Origin of the sequence: Jannaschia seohaensis (assembly GCF_900116765.1) — a bacterium.
In the GTDB taxonomy this organism is placed as follows: domain Bacteria; phylum Pseudomonadota; class Alphaproteobacteria; order Rhodobacterales; family Rhodobacteraceae; genus Jannaschia; species Jannaschia seohaensis.
In genome coordinates this window covers 237837-252247 of record NZ_UETC01000005.1, presented here as the reverse complement: position 1 = coordinate 252247, position 14411 = coordinate 237837, and the positions used below count along the sequence as shown (strand labels likewise).

The following is a 14411-nucleotide window of genomic DNA, read 5'->3' as shown; positions in this document are numbered from 1 at the left end:
GCGGGATGCCGGTCGCATCCCGCCTCTCGGGCGCGCCGCCTCCGGGGAGAGGAGGAGGCGACGATCAGACCCGGATCACTTCGCCGCGGAAGCGGCCTTCTTCGTGGCCGTGGTGGCCTCGGAGGTGGCTTTCTTGACGGCGGCGGTGGCGTCCTCTTGGGCTTCCTTGCCGGCGGCCATCATGATCTCGACGGTGTCCATCTGGACCTTCTTGGCGATCTCGGCGAAGGCGGCCATGTTCTCGGCGGACACTTCGGCATAGGCCGAGGCGAAGTCGGTCATCGACTTGGCGTAATCGGCGGGCTCGTCCTTGACGGTGGCGACGGGGGCCATCTTCGTCAGGGTCTCACGGGTCCACTTGTGCGAGATCTCGGCGGACTGCTCGGCGGCCTCCAGGGCAACCTTCGAGAGCTTCTCGGCATAGGCAGCCTGGGTCTTGAAGGCTTCCTGCATGGCGGTGGTGTCCATGGGGAAGGACGCCATCATGTCGGCCATGTATTTGGTGAAATCGGTCTGCTTGGTCATTCTTTCATCCTTTCGGTTCGGCGCAGGGCCTACCGGGCTCCCGGCGCTTTTCCTCTGCGGCTGAGAGAAGACATACATGCTGCAGCGCGGCATTGCAAGGGGCTTTCTGCACTGCAGCATTAAACTTCACCCCGTCGCACAAGCCTTTCGCAGTCTGAGAAAATAGGCGCAAAACCCCTTATTTTCAAAGCCGGAACGGCGAAAATCCGCCGAGCACAAGAGGGCAAGGGAGGGGAAATACGCCGCGCCGCCGCAGGGCGACGCGGCGCGGCATCACTCGGCTGCGATCGGTCGCTTGGGCAGGACATAGGTGCCCGGGGCCGGGCATAGCACCGGATGATCCGGGCCGCCGGGCGCGCGTGCGTTCACCTGCCGCCCCGAGCGCGGCTTGATCCAGGCCTCCCACCGCGGCCACCAGGAGCCGGGCGTGAAGGACGCCGCTTCGTGCCAGGCCTCCGGCGTGTCGAACCCCATATTGCCGTCGTTGGTGTAATGGCCGTACTTGCCCTTGGACGGCGGGTTCACGATGCCCGCGATATGCCCGCTCTCCGACAGGATGAAGGTTCTGTCCTTGGCCCCCATCTTCTTGACGGATTGCCAGGCGCCCTTCCAATGCGCGATATGGTCGGTCTCGCAGGCCACGGCGCAGAGCGGCACCTCCACATCGGCCAGGGTCAGCCCTTTCTCATCCAGCAGGTCGAATCCGCCCTGGGCCAGCTTGTTGCCCATGCAAAGCTCGCGGAGATATTCGGTCACCATCGGCCCAGGCAGGTTCGTGCCGTCCCCGTTCCAATAGAGCAGGTCGAAGGCCGGAGGTGCCTCGCCCAGCATGTAGGATTTGATCGCAGGGCCATAGACTAGGTCGCGGGAGCGGAGATAGCTGAAGGTACGCCCCATGAAAAACTTGTCGAGATAACCCTTGGCGGCGCTCTCCCGCTCGATCCCGTGGACGAAATCGTCGTCGAGGAAGACGCCCATCTCGCCGGGATCCTCGAAATCGGCCAGCGTGGTAAAAAACGTGGCCGATTTCACCGACTTGTCCCCGCGCCGCTTCATCAGCGCGAGCGTCAGCGCCAGAGTGGTCCCCGCGATGCAATAGCCGATGGCGTTGACCTGCTTGACGTTGCAGATCGCCTTGGCCTGCGCGATCGCCTCCAGATAGCCTTCCTCGACATAGGTGGCCAGATCGACATCCGAATAGCTCTCATCCGGATTGACCCAGGAGACGACAAAGAGCGTATAGCCCTGCTCGACGATCCATTTGATCAACGAATTCTGAGGCTTCAGGTCCAGAATGTAGAACTTATTGATCCAGGGCGGGAACAGGACGATGGGCGTCGACTGCACCTTTTCCGTGGTCGGCGCGTATTGGATCAGCTCGAACATGCGGTTGCGGTAGACGACCGAGCCTTCGGTCGTGGCGATATTGCCACCCAGCTCGAAGGCGTCCGGGTCCGACAGCGTCACCAGCCAGTCGCCGCGATTGGCCTCGATGTCGCGGACCAGGTTCTCCAGCCCCCGCACCAGGCTCTCGCCCTCGGTCTCCACGGCGCGGGTCATCGCCTCGGGGTTAGTGGCGAGGAAGTTGGTCGGCGCGAAGAGATCCAGGATCTGCTGGCTGAAGAACTCGACCCGCCGCTTGTCGTTGCGGTCCAGCCCGCCGAGATCCTGCACCGTGTCGGCAATCGCCTGGGCGCTGATCTGATATTGCTGCTTGAGGAAGTTGTAATAGGGATGCTCCGTCCAGAGCGGGTCGGAAAAGCGCCGGTCCTTCGGCTGCTCGTCCTTGGGGGCGACCGGCTTGCCCGAGGCGAGCGCGTGCTGGGCCTCGACCGCATGCTTCAGGGCCTGGCCCCAATAGCCCACCTGCTTCTCGATCAGCTTGCCGGGATTGTTTGCGAGTTCAGACCAGTAGGCCGCCATCGCCTTGGCATAGAGCTCCGGCCCCGGCCCCTGCAAACCGTGGTCCGCGCTGCGCCTCTGGGAGAGGGCCTGAACCAGCCGTTTGGTCAGCTCATCCATCTTGACGAGGTTCTGATTCAGCTTGGTCAGCGCCTCTTGAGCGGCCCCGTCTTCGGCTGCGGTCGGTCGGTCTTCTGCGGTCATTCCTTGATTTTCCCCCGAGAATGCTGCACCTGCTAACACTGCTGCCCCTATCTGATCAGGTTGAGGGTGCAAACACAAACGCCGGGTGGCGTCCAAATGGGCCTCACCCCGCCCAGGGACAGGTGCCTACATGCGTTTCATGGTTGCTTACGACACGATGGAAGCCACGCGAAACACATACGCATGGATGGGCGCCACGGCGCGAACGATGGCGTCCTATCCCAGCCTTGCGATGGCTCCGCTGCCGGTCTTCAAACTGATGGCCGCCTGGGGCGAGGTGACCGAGCGGTCTTTTCAGCGGATGGTCGTCAAACCCGACTGGCACATCCGCCCCATCTCGGGCGAGGATGGCCGCGACCATCCCGTGACCGTCGAAACCGTGGTCGAGAAGCCGTTCGGCGATCTGATCCGATTCGCCGTCCAGGGGCGGGAGCCGATGGCCCGCCGCATCCTGTTGGTCGCGCCGATGTCGGGCCACTACGCCACACTGCTGCGCAGCACGGTGGTCTCGCTGCTGCCCGACGCCGATGTCTACGTCACCGATTGGCATAACGCGCGCGATATCCCCGTCTCCGCCGGCAAGTTCGACATCGAGGATTACACCCTCTATCTCGTCGATTTCATGAAGACGCTGGGCCCCGACATCAATGTCATCGCCGTCTGCCAGCCCGCGCCCCTGACCCTGGCCGCCACCGCGCTCCTGGCCGAGCGGGAGCCGGAGGCGCAGCCCCGCACCCTGACCCTGATCGGCGGCCCCATCGACCCTGACGCCGCCGCTACCGACGTCACCGATTTCGGCCGCCGCGTGACTATGGGCCAGTTGGAGCAGTCCATGCTGCAACGGGTCGGGTTCCAACATGCGGGCGTCGGCCGGATGGTCTATCCCGGCCTGCTCCAGCTAAGCTCCTTCATGTCGATGAATGCCGAAACCCATGGCAAAGCCATGTGGAACCAGGTGCTAGCCGTGGCGGGCGGCACCGCGTCTGATCAGGACAAGCACAACACCTTCTACGACGAATATCTCGCCGTGATGGACATGACGGCGGAATTCTACCTCTCGACCGTGGAGCGCATCTTCAAGGGGCTCGAGATCGCGCAGAACCGTTTCGTGGTAGACGGCCATCAGGTCGATATCGGCAAGATCACCAGCGTGGCCGTGAAGACGGTCGAAGGCGGCAAGGACGACATCTCCGCCCCGGGTCAATGCGTGGCCGCGCTCGATCTGTTGACCGGCCTGCCCGAAGAAAAGAAAGCTAGCTATCTGGAGCCCGATGCCGGCCATTACGGCATCTTCGCAGGCGGCTCCTGGCGGCGGAACATCCGGCCCCTCGTGCTGGAGTTCATCGACGCCAACACCAACGCAGGCAGCCCGCGCTCCGCCCGCCCGGCCAAGCTGCACGTGGTCGAGGACGACCGGACCGACGCGCCTGGCCCCAACGTCGCGGTCTGATCCGTGGCGGAGACGCTCCGCTTCGCCTGCCGCTGCGGCACCTTGCGGGGCGAGGTCACAGACGTCTCGCCCGCAGCCTATACGAATATCGTCTGTCACTGCACCGATTGCCGGTCGGCCTATACCCATCTCGGGATCGCCGACCCGGAAAAGGTCGGCATCCTCCAGACGACCCAGGACCGCATCCGCATCACCCAAGGCGGCGAAAAGCTGCGCCTGTTCCGCCTGTCCGCGCGGGGGGCGCTGCGCTGGTATGCGACCTGCTGCGACACGCCGCTTTTCTACACGCCGACCAAGGCGCGGGCGGTGCATGTCGGCCTCAATGCCGATCGGCTGGAGCACCCCGACGCGCTGGGTCCCGTGACGGCCGAAGCCTTCATCCCGGCCGGTCCCGGCAAGACGAAAAATCGCGGGCTCGGCCGCATGGTCGGCCGCATGGTCACGCGAATGGCCGCGAAGAACCTCAACGGCGAATGGCGGGACACCCCGTTTTTCGACGCGGACGGCGCCCCGGCGAGACCGCCCCAGGTGCTTAGCCGGGAAGAACGCGCAGCCGCCCTGATGAAGGTTTCGCGCTGACGAGACCGCGCATCAAGCCGCACGCCTAGCGGCGTGGTTTTGCGGGCTGTCGGCGGTCTCCCTCCGGGACAGACGCCCTCCGACTGCCTCTGATGGAGCGTCAAAGACTATCGGCTATCCGACCCGCTTTGAGGCTCAAGCTATCAGCCAGTGCCTCCCGCGACGGATCCACCGCGCCTTCCCCCTGCGGCGACCCGGAGTGCGACAGCCCCCCGGCCGCAACGACCGGGGGGCCGATGTTCAGGTGACCGGGATCAGTGCCCCAGGATCTGGCTCAGGAACAGCTTGGTGCGCTCGTTCTGCGGATTGAGGAAGAACGATTCCGGCTCGTTCTGCTCGACGATCTGCCCCGCATCCATGAAGATCACGCGGTTGGCGACCTGACGCGCGAAGCCCATCTCGTGGGTCACGCAGAGCATGGTCATGCCCTCTTCGGCGAGCTGGATCATCGTATCCAGCACCTCCTTGATCATCTCGGGATCGAGCGCCGAGGTAGGCTCGTCAAAAAGCATGATCCGCGGCCGCATGCAGAGCGAGCGCGCGATGGCGACCCGCTGCTGCTGCCCGCCCGAGAGCTGGCCGGGATACTTGTTCGCCTGGTCCGGGATCTTGACCTTCTCCAGGAAGTACATCGCCGTCTCTTCGGCTTCCTTCTTGGGCGTCTTGCGCACCCAGATCGGCGCCAGCGTGCAGTTCTCCAGGATCGTCAGATGCGGGAAGAGGTTGAAGTGCTGGAAGCACATTCCGACCTCCGACCGGATCTTGTCGATGTTCTTCAGATCCGACGAGAGCGGCACGCCGTCGACGACGATCGAGCCTTCCTGATGCTCCTCCAGGGCGTTGATGCAGCGGATCAGCGTCGATTTGCCGGAGCCCGAGGGCCCGCAGATCACGATCCGCTCGCCCCGCTGCACGGTCAGGTCGATGTCGCGCAGAACGTGGAACTGGCCGTACCACTTGTTCATGCCCTTGATGGTGATCGCGACCTCGTCGCTCACTTTCATCTGGGAGGAGTCGCCCCCGGTATTGGTGTCCAAAGCAGCCATGGTGAGCCCTCCTTAGCGATGATCGGTGCGCAGCTGTCTCTCCAGCCACTGAGAATATTGCGAGATGCCGTAGCAGACGATGAAGAACAGGATGCAGGCCGCGGCCCAGAGCTCCCAGTAGACGCCGACCCAGTCGGTGGACGACAGGATCGGGCCCCGGATCATGCCGACCAGGTCGAACATGGAGATGACCGAGACCAGCGTCGTATCCTTGAACAGGCCCACCGCGACGTTGACGATGCCCGGGATCGAGATCTTCAGCGCCTGCGGCAGGATGATCAGCCGCATCGCCTGCGGGTAGTCGAGCCCCAGGCTGTCCGCCGCCTCATACTGACCCTTGGGCAGAGCGGCGAGGCCCCCGCGGATGACCTCGGCGATATAGGCCGCCGAGAACATCGTGATCATGATGATCACCCGGATGATCAGGTCGAAGTTGGCTTGCGGCGGCAGGAAGTAGGCCAGGACCACGTTGGCCACGAAGAGCAGCGTGATCAGCGGCACGCCGCGGATGAACTCGATGAAGACGACGCAGAAGCCCTTGACGATGGGCAGCTTGGACTGACGGCCCAGCGCCAGCAGGATGCCCAGCGGGATCGACAGCGACACGCAGACGGTGCCCAGGATCATGTTGAGCATGAAGCCCCCCATGGCCCGGCTCTCGACCGGCTCCAGCGCCAGGACGTTCGCCCCGGCCGTGCTGATGAAGCCGCCGATCCAGAGGATCAGGAAGGCCGAGACGATGCCCGCCGCGAGGCCCTTCACGAATCCACCCTTTTCCACGGTCTTGAACACCATGTAGCCGCCGATCAGCGCGACCGCGGACATCAGCGGCGCCAGGATCGTCCCGCCCCAGATCAGCCAATAGGCCACGAACGGGTAGATCGCCGTGGCGATCAGCGTCCAGCGCGGCAGGAACATCACAAAGAGCGCCGGCGGCACCGCCAGGAACAGCAGCAGGAAGGCCAGGGTCGGGCGCCAGCGCAGATAGTCGGGATACTGGAACCCGAACAGAAGCTGCGGCCAGCGGTCGGAGATGACCGCGAAGCAGCCCCCGCCCGAGCCTTGCAGGATCTCCCGGCATTCGCGGATGTCGGCGCCTTCCCAGGTGCCGTTCACGATCCAGGGGATCAGGCCGGACAGCAGGTAGTAGATCACCAGCAGCCCGAGGATCGTCATGATCGTGTTGAAGGGTCCGGAGAACAGGTTCTCCTTGATCCATTTCAGCACTCCGGTCTCCGCGACCGGCGGGGCCTTGGCCGGAATCTCGGTCTTGCGGACGAAGGCGACGGAATGTGCGGGTGCGTCGCTCATGTCACCGCTCCTTCAGCTTAACGGAGTTGTTGTAGACGTTCATGATGGCCGAGATCGCCAGCGAGAACGTCAGATAGAACAGCATCAAGAGCAGGATGCATTCCAGCGCCCGCCCCGTCTGGTTCAGCGTGATGCCGCCCAGCGTTCCGGTCAGGTCCATGTAGCCCACGGCAATGGCCAGCGAGGTGTTCTTGGTGATGTTGAGGTATTGCGAGATCAGCGGCGGGATGATGACCCGCAGCGCCTGCGGCAGCACCACCAGCGACATGATCCGGCCCGGGCGCAGACCCAGCGCGGCGGCCGCCTCGGTCTGGCCCTTGGAGATGGCCAGGATGCCCGCGCGGACGTTCTCGGCGATAAAGGCGCCGGTATAGATCGACAGCGCGAACCACAGCGCGATCAGCGACGGCCGCAGCAGGAACCCGCCCTCGAAGCGGAAGCGACCCATCTCGGGGCTCTCCAGCGAGACCGGCATGCCGAGGACGAAGTAGACCACGATGGTCGGCACGAAGAGGATCGCCAGGGACGGCCAGAGCACCGGCACGACCGTGCCCTCGGAATAGAGCTTGTTGCGAGCATGGGCGCGCCAGCCGAAAACGCCCGCGATCGAGGCAAGGAAAGTCACCGCGACCAGCCAGCCGAGCCCTTCGAAGACGAGACGCGGAACGAACACGCCCTGGTTCGTCGCCGCGAACATGCCGAAGAGAAGCGTCCGCTCCGGGTCGGAGCCGTCGCGCGGTATTCGGAATTCGGAGATCGGCGGGAAGGTGTTCGCCGCCACGGTAAAGATGATGATGATCCAGATGAGAACGGGGATGTTGCGGAACATCTCCACATAGATCGCCATCAGCTTGGAGATGATCCAGTTGTTCGACAGGCGCAGCACACCCGCGATCACACCGAAGATCGTCGCGGTGACGCAGGCCAGAAAGGCGACGATGATCGTGTTGATCGCCCCGATCACCGTGGCCCGCAGATGGGTGTCCTGGGACGTGTAGGGGATGGGCTGCTGGTTGATGTCATAGCCCGCGGGCGCGAACAGGAAGTCGTAGCTGAAGCCGTTGGCCTGGAGCTGCTCGTTCTGCGACGCGTTATAGGCCAGCCAACTGAAGCCGAAGATCAGCGCGAGCAGCGCGATGGCCTGGAACGTATAGGACCGGTATCGCGTGTCGTTGATGAGCTGCCCAAGGCGGAATCCCTCCGCGCTCGGCGGATCGGCTGCTGTCGTCATGTTCTTTCCCCGTGTCCCCTGGGTTCCAAGGCGCCGCGGCTTCGCCGTCTGTCGCCCCCGGGGAGGATACCCCGGCTCCGCCCATGGGCTTATGATTCGTGTCGTTAATTGGAAGGGGCGCGGACCTTTCGGCCCGCGCCCCCCCAGATTTGCTTAACGGAACGGCGGCGAGTAGATCAGGCCACCGTCGTAGTATTGTGCGTTCAGGCCACGGGCGAGACCGATCGCGGTCGATTCGCCGATGTTCTGGTCGAACACCTCACCGTAGTTGCCCACGGCGGCGATGGCGTTCTTGAACGCGTCGGCCGACAAACCGACCATCGCGCCCAGCTCACCCTCGGTGCCGAGCATCCGGTTGATCTCGGGGTTGTCACCCGGAGCAGCGGCCATCTCTTCGACATTGCTCTGGGTCACGCCCAGCTCTTCGGCCGAAATCAGCGCGTTCAGCGTCCAGCGGACGATGTCGCCCCACTCGCTGTCGCCGTGACGGACCAGCGGGCCCAGCGGCTCCTTAGAGACGACCTCGGGCAGGATCACGTGATCGCCAGGGGTCTCGAAGCCCGCACGCTGCGCGGCCAGGGCCGAGCGGTCGGTGGTGTAGACGTCGCAGGCGCCGGCGAGATACTGCTGCACGGCCTCGGCGCCGGTCTCGATCGGAACGGGCTCATAGGACATGCCGTTGACGCGGAAGTAATCCGCCAGGTTCAGCTCGGTCGTGGTGCCGGTCTGGATGCAGACCGTCGCGCCGTCGAGCTCGGTCGCCGAGGAGACGCCCAGATCGGCGGGGACCATGAAGCCCTGACCGTCGTAGTAGTTCACGCCGACGAAGTCGAACTTGAGGTCGGTGTCGCGCGAGAAGGTCCAGGTCGTGTTCCGGGCCAGCATGTCGATCTCGCCCGAGGCGAGCGCGGTGAAGCGCGTCTTGCCGGTGGTGGGAACGAAGGTGACAGCAGTCGGGTCGCCCAGAACCGCCGCGGCCACGGCACGGCACACGGCCACGTCGAAGCCCTGCCACACGCCGTCGCCATCGGGCTCCGCAAAGCCGGGAACGCCGGTTGTGACGCCGCAATTCAGCGAGCCACGCTCCTGCACCGCAGCCAGGGTCGTGCTGCCCTGGGCATAGGCGATGCCAGCCGTGCCGACCGTCGCGGCAAGCGCGCCGAGAAGTACGGATTTGTTCATTGAGTAAACCTCTTCCTGATGTTTCGCGCAGGCCGAACCCACACGTGGCCGCCCCGCATTCGCGGTCACGGCCGGTTTTACGTGAGGATGTTCACTCCCCTCACTGCCGCCGAAACTGGCCAGCGACCTCCGGAAGGTCAAGGGGAGATGCCGGAAAACTGGGCAGACGCCTGCGACACAGGCGCATCTCTGGCGTCCTTGCCCGATCCGGCGGCGCGTCCGGACTCAGCCGGCGCGAAAGAGGTCCAGATAGGTGCGCGCCTGGAGGAAAGCGCTGCGCTTATGGGCGATGCGCGCCGCCTCTTCCTCGTCCTCGCCCCATTGGGCGATCTGCCAATCCTCGTCGATGCGCGACAGATCCCAGGCGCCGTCGGCCGCGAGGTGATCCTCGATGACGGCCAGTCCCAGGACGAGACTGCCGGACAAGGTGACGAACTCGCTCAACGCGGTCAGCTCCCAGGGCGACAGCGCCCCGACGCGGGCCTGCATCGCCGTGACGGCATTCGCGGCCTGTGGCACGGGGATCACGCCCTGGGTGACGGCCAGCCGCGCCCCATGGGTCCGGTCCAGCCAGTCCAGGACCGGGTCCCACGCCTCCTGCTGGCGCGCGACCAGCCCATCGGGTCCGGCGGCGCGGTAGCAGAGCAGATCGCTCTCGCCATATTCCGCGAGATGAGCGGCGACCTCCTCCTGCTGGGTCATCACCTTGTCGAGCGTTGCGTTCACGGCCCGGGTCAAGGGCATGGTCAGCGGGGCGATCACATCCTCCTGCGCCTGCCATTCCTGGGCCACGCCTTCGGCCAGGGCGCGGCTCGGCATCGCGACCAGAGTCTTCAGCGGCGAGCGCACCGGCCGTCCGTCGAGCTGCACCGCATAGCCGTCCTCGACGGGCGCGACCCGCGCCTCCTTCCAAAAACGCTTCGCCTTCCATTCGGTCATGCGAACCTCTCCAGCAGGTGGTCTACCAACCCATCGAAATCGTCGAATACCGTCTGCGCGCCTGCACGGCTCAGGGCCTCCGCCGAATGGTAGCCCCAGGCTACACCGATGGCGTGGACCTCGGCGGCGCGGGCCATCTCCATGTCGTAGATCGAATCGCCGATCATCACCGCGCGCCCGTCCTCGGTCGCCGTCTCCAGTAGCGCGCGGCGGATCATCGACGGGTGCGGCTTGGAAGGGTGGTGGTCGGCGCATTGCAGGCTCGCGAACATTGCCTGCCAGCCCTTGGCCTCGATCAGCCGGTCCAGCCCGCGCTGCGACTTGCCCGTTGCGATCCCCAGCGGCAGCCCCGCTTGGGCCAACCGCGCCAGCCCTGCCTCGACGCCCGGATAAAGCGGCGGCTCGCCGCCCTGCTCCATCGCCGCGGCGAAGCGCAGCCGATAGCCGGCGACGATCTCGGCGAACACGGACTCGGGGAGATCGTCGGCGAGGGTGGCGATCATCTGCGAGAGCGACAGACCGATCCCCCGCCGGATCGCGTCCGGCGCGGGCGGGGACGCGCCCGCCTCCTCGAAGGCGGCGGTCAGCGTGTCGACGACGATACCGCCGCTGTCGATCAGGGTTCCATCCACATCGAAGATCGCCAGCGCATCACGCATCGTCATCCTCCGCAAAGGGGTCGACCGGCACATCCTCGGCGCGCCAGCCCATCATGTCCCAGGTTGCCTGCATATGCGGCGGCAGAGGCGCGGTCAGGTGCAGCCGCGCCCCGGTGATCGGGTGGGTGAGCGTCAGCGAACGGGCGTGCAGATGCAGCTTGCGGCTGATCTCGCCGCCGAGCTGCGCGCCCCAGCCGTCGCCCAGATTTTCCTGCCCCGATCCGCCATATTTCCCGTCGCCCACGATCGGATGCCCGATCTCGGCCATATGCACACGCAGCTGATGCGTCCGCCCCGTCACCGGAACCAGCGCGGCCCAGGCCGCCCGCGTCCCCAGGCTGTCAAGGATCGCGTAATCGGAGGTCGCGTTCTTCGCGCCCTTCACCTGCCCGACCTCGTCGGGATGGATGGCGCGCATCTTCTCGCCGCCATCGCCGCCGCCCCCGGCCTTGACCAGCCCGAACCGGATCGTCCCGCGCTTGAGCTTGGGCACGCCCGCGATGGCCGCCCAGTAGATCTTGCGGGTGTCGCGGCTCTGGAAGGCTTCGCTGAGCTTGGCGGCGGTCAGCCGGTTGCGCGCCATCAGCATCACGCCCGAGGTGTCGCGGTCCAGCCGGTGGACAAGGCGCGGCTGCTCATCGGCGTCGAAGCGCAGCGCGTCGCCCATCCCGTCGACATGGCGCGTCTGACCGCTGCCGCCCTGCGAGGCGAGGCCCGGCGGCTTGTTCAGCGCCAGGATGTGCTCGTCGCGATAAATCACACAGGCGCGGATCATCTCCGCATCCGCCTTGGGCGTCTTGACCCGCTTCGGCGCGGCCGGCCCACGCTCCTCCGGAAGGGGCGGCACGCGGACCTGCTGGCCCTCCTCGACCCGCGTATTGGCCTTCACGCGCCCGCCATCCAGCCGCAACTCGCCCTTGCGGGCCATCTTCTCGATTTGCCCCTGGCTGAGTTGCGGGAACCGGCGCTTGAGCCAGCGGTCCAGCCGCTGCTCCCCCTCGCCCGCGGCGACGGTCACGGTCTGCACTCCACTCATGCGAAACTCCGGGCGAGCCAAAGGCCCGCGGTCAGCGCCAGCAGCGACAGCAGAACCGACGCCGCGACATAGAGAAAGGCCTGCCCCAACGCGCCCTGCTCGATCAGGGCCAGCGTCTCTAGCGAGAAGGCCGAAAAGGTCGTGAAGCCACCCAGCACGCCCGCCAGCAGGAAGGGTTGCAATTGCGGCAAGCCGTGATGCCCCAATAGGACGACAAGCAGGCCCATCAGAAACGATCCCAAGACGTTGCAGAACAGGATCGCGACGGGAAACCCGTCACGCATCAGCGCGCTGACGAGAAGGAAGCGGAGCGAAGCGCCCAGCGCCCCGCCCAGGGCCACGGAAAGAACGGATGTCATGGGCGGGCATGTCGTCCCGGCGCGGCCCGGTGTCAACCTTTGGCCCGCTTGGCCCGCTGCTCGACGAACCAATCCAGCCGGCGGCCCAGCTCCCGCTCGAAGCCGCGTTCCACGGGGACGTAGTAGACGGGCCGCTTCATGCCATCGGGGAAGTAGTTCTGACCCGAGAACCCGTCCGCCTGATCGTGATCGTAAGCATAGCCCGCCGCGTAGCCCTGATCCTTCATCAGCTGCGTCGGCGCATTGAGGATATGTTTGGGCGGCTGCTCCGACCCGGCCTGCGCGGCGCCCTTCATCGCAGCCTTGAAGGCGGCATAGGCGGCGTTCGATTTCGGCGCGAGCGCGAGATAGACCACCACATTGGCCAGGGCGAGTTCCCCCTCGGGCGAGCCCAGCCGCTCATAGGTCTCCCAGGCCTGAAGACACAGCCCCTGCGCCTGCGGGTCGGCCAGACCGATATCCTCCACCGCCATGCGGGTGATGCGGCGCGCAAGGTACCGCGGATCCTCGCCGCCCTTCAGCATCCGGGCCAGCCAGTAGAGCGCCGCGTCCGGGTCGCTGCCGCGCACGGATTTATGCAGCGCGGAGATGAGGTTGTAATGCGCGTCGCCCGACTTGTCGTATTGCGCGGCCCGCTTCTGGAGCCGCTTCGACAGCGTCTCGACATCGATCAGCCCCTTGGCGCCCCAGGCCGCGACCTGCTCCACCAAGTTCAAGAGCGCGCGCCCATCCCCATCCGCCATTTCCTGCAACGCCTCGCGGGCGGGCCCGTCGAGCGGCAGCTTCGCGCCCAACTCCCGCTCGGCGCGCTGGGTCAGCAGCTCCATGTCCTTCAACGTCAGGCGGTGCAGCACCAGCACCTGCGCGCGGGACATCAGAGCGGCGTTGAGCTCGAAGGAGGGGTTCTCGGTCGTCGCCCCCACCAGGGTGATCGTCCCGTCCTCCATATGCGGCAAGAAGCCGTCCTGCTGCGCTTTGTTGAAACGATGGATCTCGTCGACGAAGAGCAGCGTGCCCCGCCCGTTGGCACGGCGGTTACGCGCGGTCTCGAAGACTTTCCGGAGGTCGGCCACGCCGGTGAAGATCGCGCTGATCTGCACGAAATGCAGCCCGACATGGTCGGCGAGCAACCGCGCGATGGTCGTCTTGCCGACGCCGGGCGGCCCCCAGAGGATCAGCGAAGGCAGCGCCCCTGACAGCATCGCCGTCAGCGAGCCCTCCGGCCCGAGCAGATGCCCTTGCCCCACCACCGCGTTCAGCGCAGCGGGACGGAGCCGGTCCGCGAGCGGCCCGGCGGGCGCGCGCCCCGGCTCGGGCGCCGGGTCGCTGGTGGAGAAGAGATCGGCCATACACCAGATATAGTGGGGGCAAGCCCGTCGCGAAAGATGCGGAGGCCCAAACGAAACGGGCCCCACCGTCTCCGGCAGGGCCCACTGACGGGTCAGGTCTGCGCGGTCACTCGGCCGCGGCTTCGGCCTCTTCGCGGGCGCGGTCGGCGGCGCCCTTGGCGTCGACATCGCGGTCGACGAATTCGATGAAGGCCATCGGCGCCATGTCGCCATAGCGGAAGCCCGCCTTCAGCACGCGGACATATCCGCCCTGACGGTCGGCATAGCGGGGGGCCAGCACGTCGATCAGCTTCGAGACGGCAGCCTCGTCATGCAGGCGCGAGGCCAGCAGACGGCGGGCATGCAGGTCGCCGCGCTTGGCGAGGGTGACCATCTTCTCGACGATGGGGCGAAGCTCTTTCGCCTTGGGCAGCGTCGTCTTGATCTGCTCATGCTCGATCAGCGAGGCGGCCATGTTTTTCCAGAGCGACTTGCGGTGCTCATGGGTGCGGTTGAGGCGGCGGTATCCGCGGGCGTGGCGCATGGGATGTCTCCAGTTTTATGCTTTGTCTGGGATCCGTGCGTTGCGGACCCCTCCTTATTGGCGCGGGATTGCGCAGGTATCGCCGGCGGCATCCCGGGCTCGACCCGGGACCTCGC

The 14411-nt window shown here is 65.7% G+C and carries 14 protein-coding genes; 2 read left to right on the top strand and 12 right to left on the bottom strand.

Translation table 11 applies throughout. The annotated features are described in order from the left end of the window. Positions 1-75 precede the first annotated feature (75 nt). Positions 76-525 carry a Phasin gene (locus tag DTQ71_RS13160; protein ID WP_109564744.1) on the bottom strand — a complete coding sequence of 150 codons (450 nt, stop codon included), beginning with the start codon at positions 523-525 and terminating at the stop codon, positions 76-78. Positions 526-798: 273 nt separating this feature from the next. After that, positions 799-2631, bottom strand: coding sequence for a PHA/PHB synthase family protein (locus tag DTQ71_RS13155; protein WP_109564743.1), 1833 nt, complete (start codon positions 2629-2631; stop codon positions 799-801). Between the two features lie 130 nt (positions 2632-2761). On the opposite strand from DTQ71_RS13155, the gene phaZ reads away from it, so the two are divergent. Then, positions 2762-4081: a polyhydroxyalkanoate depolymerase gene (phaZ, locus tag DTQ71_RS13150; RefSeq protein WP_109564742.1), complete on the top strand. Its 1320-nt coding sequence runs from the start codon at positions 2762-2764 to the stop codon at positions 4079-4081. A gap of 3 nt (positions 4082-4084) precedes the next feature. Next, entirely contained in the window at positions 4085-4660 is a 576-nt protein-coding gene (locus DTQ71_RS13145; RefSeq protein ID WP_109564741.1) for a DUF6151 family protein, read from the top strand. A gap of 254 nt (positions 4661-4914) precedes the next feature. Here the strand turns inward: DTQ71_RS13145 and DTQ71_RS13140 are convergent, their stop codons facing one another. The 10 genes from DTQ71_RS13140 to rplQ form a co-directional block, all read right to left on the bottom strand. Beyond that, complete coding sequence (locus tag DTQ71_RS13140) at positions 4915-5706, bottom strand: amino acid ABC transporter ATP-binding protein (protein ID WP_109564740.1); 792 nt, start codon at positions 5704-5706, stop codon at positions 4915-4917. A 12-nt stretch (positions 5707-5718) separates the two neighbouring features. Then, positions 5719-7017 carry an amino acid ABC transporter permease gene (locus DTQ71_RS13135; RefSeq protein WP_109564739.1) on the bottom strand — a complete coding sequence of 433 codons (1299 nt, stop codon included), beginning with the start codon at positions 7015-7017 and terminating at the stop codon, positions 5719-5721. A gap of 1 nt (position 7018) precedes the next feature. After that, entirely contained in the window at positions 7019-8248 is a 1230-nt protein-coding gene (locus DTQ71_RS13130; protein ID WP_109564738.1) for an amino acid ABC transporter permease, read from the bottom strand. Positions 8249-8401: 153 nt separating this feature from the next. Further along, positions 8402-9430, bottom strand: a complete 1029-nt coding sequence (locus DTQ71_RS13125; protein ID WP_109564737.1) for an amino acid ABC transporter substrate-binding protein — start codon at positions 9428-9430, stop codon at positions 8402-8404. Between the two features lie 225 nt (positions 9431-9655). Then, a complete protein-coding gene (locus DTQ71_RS13120; RefSeq protein WP_109564736.1) occupies positions 9656-10369 on the bottom strand; it encodes an ATP12 family chaperone protein in 714 nt (237 codons plus the stop codon). After that, on the bottom strand, positions 10366-11028 hold the full coding sequence (locus DTQ71_RS13115) for an HAD-IA family hydrolase (protein ID WP_245947501.1): 663 nt from the start codon (positions 11026-11028) through the stop codon (positions 10366-10368). Before DTQ71_RS13115 ends, DTQ71_RS13120 begins: the two co-directional genes overlap by 4 nt. Beyond that, positions 11021-12064: an RluA family pseudouridine synthase gene (locus DTQ71_RS13110; protein WP_109564734.1), complete on the bottom strand. Its 1044-nt coding sequence runs from the start codon at positions 12062-12064 to the stop codon at positions 11021-11023. The genes DTQ71_RS13115 and DTQ71_RS13110 overlap by 8 nt, the downstream gene beginning before the upstream one ends. Next, positions 12061-12423, bottom strand: a complete 363-nt coding sequence (crcB, locus tag DTQ71_RS13105) for a fluoride efflux transporter CrcB (RefSeq protein ID WP_109564733.1) — start codon at positions 12421-12423, stop codon at positions 12061-12063. Before crcB ends, DTQ71_RS13110 begins: the two co-directional genes overlap by 4 nt. Positions 12424-12455: 32 nt before the next feature. Next, positions 12456-13772, bottom strand: coding sequence for a replication-associated recombination protein A (locus DTQ71_RS13100; RefSeq protein WP_109564732.1), 1317 nt, complete (start codon positions 13770-13772; stop codon positions 12456-12458). 106 nt (positions 13773-13878) lie between these two features. Then, positions 13879-14295, bottom strand: coding sequence for a 50S ribosomal protein L17 (gene rplQ, locus DTQ71_RS13095; protein WP_109564731.1), 417 nt, complete (start codon positions 14293-14295; stop codon positions 13879-13881). Positions 14296-14411: the final 116 nt, after the last annotated feature.